4 protein-coding genes are annotated in these 3,982 nt (G+C 42.1%); 1 reads left to right on the top strand and 3 read right to left on the bottom strand.

Annotation, left to right across the window (positions count from 1 at the left end; genetic code table 11):
* Both radA and ABI367_RS02685 read right to left on the bottom strand, forming a co-directional pair.
* On the bottom strand, positions 1-1,394 hold a 1,394-nt coding region (gene radA, locus ABI367_RS02680), incomplete at its 3' end, for a DNA repair protein RadA (protein WP_462228262.1).
* Between the two features lie 86 nt (positions 1,395-1,480).
* Positions 1,481-2,020: a hypothetical protein gene (locus ABI367_RS02685; RefSeq protein WP_462228263.1), complete on the bottom strand. Its 540-nt coding sequence runs from the start codon at positions 2,018-2,020 to the stop codon at positions 1,481-1,483.
* 46 nt (positions 2,021-2,066) lie between these two features.
* Between ABI367_RS02685 and ABI367_RS02690 the strand changes: the two genes are divergently transcribed.
* Positions 2,067-2,237 (top strand): hypothetical protein, encoded by a 171-nt coding sequence (locus ABI367_RS02690; RefSeq protein WP_462228264.1) that lies wholly within the window; start codon positions 2,067-2,069, stop codon positions 2,235-2,237.
* 28 nt (positions 2,238-2,265) lie between these two features.
* On the opposite strand, the gene ABI367_RS02695 is transcribed toward ABI367_RS02690, so the two are convergent.
* Positions 2,266-3,816 (bottom strand): Rne/Rng family ribonuclease, encoded by a 1,551-nt coding sequence (locus ABI367_RS02695; protein WP_462228265.1) that lies wholly within the window; start codon positions 3,814-3,816, stop codon positions 2,266-2,268.
* Positions 3,817-3,982 lie beyond the last annotated feature (166 nt).

A 3,982-nucleotide genomic window follows, 5' to 3' on the forward strand; every position in this document is an offset into this window, starting at 1 on the left:
AGGTCCATTCGCTTTTTATCCTGCGCGGACGAAGGCAGGTTATATTTAGAAATAAATATCTGCTCAAAACCCAGTTTCTGCGCTTCGGCAATACGTTGTTCAATGCGGTTTACGGCACGTATCTCGCCGGATAGGCCTATCTCGCCGGCAAAGCAGGTTTTAAAAGGGATAGGTATATCCTCATGCGAGGATATGATGGCAGCGGCCAGCCCAAGATCAATAGCCGGGTCCTCAACCCTTATGCCGCCGGTTATATTTAAAAATACATCTTTAATGCCCAGTTTAAAACCACAACGTTTTTCTAACACGGCCAACAGCATGCTCATGCGTTTGGTATCAAAGCCGGTAGCGGTACGCTGTGGCGTGCCATAAGGCGATATGCTTACCAAAGCCTGGGTTTCAATCAGCATGGGTCTCATGCCCTCTAAAGTAGCTGATATGGTGATACCACTCAGCGGTTCATCGCGCTGCGATAACAATATTTCGGATGGGTTTGATACCTCGCGCAGACCCTCGCCCAGCATTTCATAAATACCCAGTTCGGACGCCGATCCAAACCTGTTTTTAATGGTGCGCAATATGCGGTAAACATGGTGCCTGTCGCCCTCAAACTGTAAAACGGTATCAACCATGTGCTCCAGTATTTTAGGGCCGGCTATCATACCATCCTTGGTGATATGGCCAATTAAAAACACCGGGGTAGCGCTCTCTTTAGCAAAGCGAAGCAGCTCCGCTGTACACTCCCGCACCTGCGATACACTGCCCGGGGTAGATTCGATATGCGCGGAGTGCAGGGTTTGTATCGAATCTACGATCACAATATCCGGCTGCAGTTCTTCTATTTGTTTAAATATGTTTTGGGTAGAAGTTTCAGTGAGTATAAAGCAGCCTTTGCCCCCCCCGCCCCCTAAAGGGGGTGCTTGATTTGCGCCACCTGATATTACTCCCCCTTCAGGGGGTAGGGGGGCTAATCTTTCCGCCCGCATTTTTATCTGCTTATCACTTTCCTCGCCTGATATATATAATACCTTTTGATTGGGCATGTTCAACGCCAGTTGCAGCATCAGGGTTGATTTACCTATACCCGGCTCGCCGCCAATTAATACCAATGAGCCGGCCACAATGCCGCCACCTAATACGCGGTTAAATTCTTTATCGGGGGTTAGTAGGCGTTGTTCTTCGCTAAAGGTGATCTCTGATACCTCAACCGGTTTATTGGCACGCTGCTGTGTAGTATTGGCCGAAACTTTCCACATAGGTACTGAGGTATTGGGTTTTTCCAGTATCTCCTCTACAAAAGTGTTCCATTGCTGGCATGACGGGCATTTGCCCAGCCACTTAGCCGATTCAAAGCCACAGCTTTGGCAAAAATATGCGATCTTAGTTTTAGCCAATTTGATTTACGATTTCAGAATTACGATTTACGATTAAGCAAATGTGCAGATTAATTTGGGATTGGCAAATAAAATTACTAAAAAAATTAGTATTTAACGTTCGGTGGTGGGAATTTTACTTGATCAGTTTTAGGGGTTGGTGGTGGAAGTTGGTAAGTAGTTTCGAATTTTAGCGAGTCATTACTTGGATGCAGTTTTACATTTTTATAGGTATTGTTTATCCAATCAAATGTCATCAAAATTGAATCCTGCTTATTATCCCGCTCCCGTGTAATGCGCCTCTTTCCATTTTTCCAGGTAATAATTATTTCATAAGCGGAGCCATCAACCATACCAAAATGCTCCGTTGTATCTAATGTTTTATACTTTAATTCTTCAAGCTTTTTATTTATAGTATCCCAATAGGCTTGAGTTATTTTTCCTTTGTAGTATTTGCCATCTTTAGCAGTAGATGCGCCACGATAATAATTATATTCTAACGAACTATCAATTCTAATAGCGGCTCCCCTGTCAAGCCATGTTCCTATCTTTGCAAACTCAATTTTAGTTATCTCATTATTCCTAGGAACCGGCTTATTACAAGCGGCAAATAGTACAAGCAAAAGGAAATATTTTATATTCCGCATCTCAATTTAGGTTTGTACTAATATAGCATTTTTAATAGCTTAGGTTATGGATAAGAAATTGGTTTTAGAATGGGTACCCGCCGCATACGCAACGGATAAGATTGCCGTTGCCAAAAATAAAGGGAAAGCAGTATCAGGAAAAGTCGCTCAAATTGTAAAAAGCACCGGCCTTTATTCAACTAAAAAATCCCTAAAACAAAAAATGTGCAAACGCTAAGCATCTGCACATCTTTGTATCTGCACATCTATAATTTAATCTCTTCGTCCTTAGCGTTAAAGAAATGAAACTCCGTTATCTGGTAAGCCGGGTTGCTTTTAACTTTTATCCATTGGTTATACTTAACCAACCATTTCATTTGGCGGGTAATTAATCCTTTTTTAATGTAGGCCTCAATGTAAGGGTGCACGCAAAGATTAATACCTTTTTCGTTTTGCTCGGTTAATATGTAATTAAAGTTATTTTCAATATCATCCAGCAATAAAATAGTTGGACGTATAGTACCGGTGCCGCCGCAAGCCGGGCAAACTTCGGTAGTAACAATGTTCATTTCGGGCCTAACACGTTGGCGGGTAATTTGTACCAGCCCAAATTTACTTGGCGGCAAAATGGTATGCTTTGCACGGTCATGCGCCATTTCGGCTTTTAAATAGTCAAACAGGTCCTTGCGGTTGTTTGGTTTGTGCATATCAATAAAGTCAACCACTACAATACCACCCATATCGCGCAGGCGCAACTGGCGGGCAATCTCTTTAGCGGCCTCTTTATTAACCATAAAGGCGTTTTCTTCCTGGTTCTCTTTATTGGCGGTGCGGTTGCCGCTGTTAACGTCAATAACATGCAGTGCTTCGGTATGCTCAATAACCAGGTAGGCGCCGCCTGCCAGATTTACTGTTTTACCAAAAGCACCTTTTATTTGCTTATCAACACCGTGATGCTCAAAAATAGGCTCCTTGTGTTTATGCAGCTTAACAATGCTCTCCAGGTCGGGCGATATTTCATGCACGTATGAGCGTATTTCCTCATACAACGAAGGATCATTTAAATAGATATGCTGAAAATCGGGGTTTAATATGTCGCGCAATATGGTTGACGTACGACCAATTTCGCCCAATACCTTTTTACCCGGCTCAACCGATGGCAGGCGGGTAATAAATGCTTCCCATCTGGATACCAGGTCAAGCAGGTCCTTTTGCATCTCTGCAACACCCTTGCCTTCAGATACGGTACGTATAATTACGCCAAAGTGTTTAGGCTTTATGCTTTCCACAATTTTGCGCAAGCGATTACGCTCCGTGTTGCTCTTTATCTTTTTTGAGATAGAGATAACTTCAGAAAAAGGTACTAATACTACGTACCTGCCTGCAATAGACATATCCGAACTTAAGCGAGGCCCCTTTGTTGATATAGGTTCCTTTGCTATTTGCACGGGTATAAGCTGGTTCTTATTTAATATTTCAGAGATCTTACCACCCTTACTTATATCTTCTTCCAGCTTAAAATTATCTAACAGCTTTGACTGGTACCCTCCACCACGCACTTGCTTGGTCAGTTTAAGCAGGCTTTGTACCTGCGGACCAAGATCCAGGTAATGCAAAAATGCATCCTTCTCATAACCAACATCCACAAAGGCGGCATTTAAACCGGGCATAATTTTTTTTATACGACCCAGATAAATATCACCAACGGTATAATTATTGGTGATCTGCTCTTTATGAAGCTCTACAAGTTGTTTATCCTGTACTAATGCAATAGTAGCCCCGCTTGGGGATGAATCGATAATTAATTCTTTTATCAACTGCTACTCCATTTCTTAAAACGGTAAATGCCGAATATTAATTATAGGGTAAAAAACAAATATAGCGTATATCAACGCTATAAAGCAAAGCAAATAAAGGACAATGTCCCTTATTTCTTTTTATGCCTGTTTTTTCTTAAACGCTTTTTGCGTTTATGGGTAGCCA

The organism is Mucilaginibacter sp. (assembly GCF_039935595.1).
GTDB lineage: Bacteria > Bacteroidota > Bacteroidia > Sphingobacteriales > Sphingobacteriaceae > Mucilaginibacter.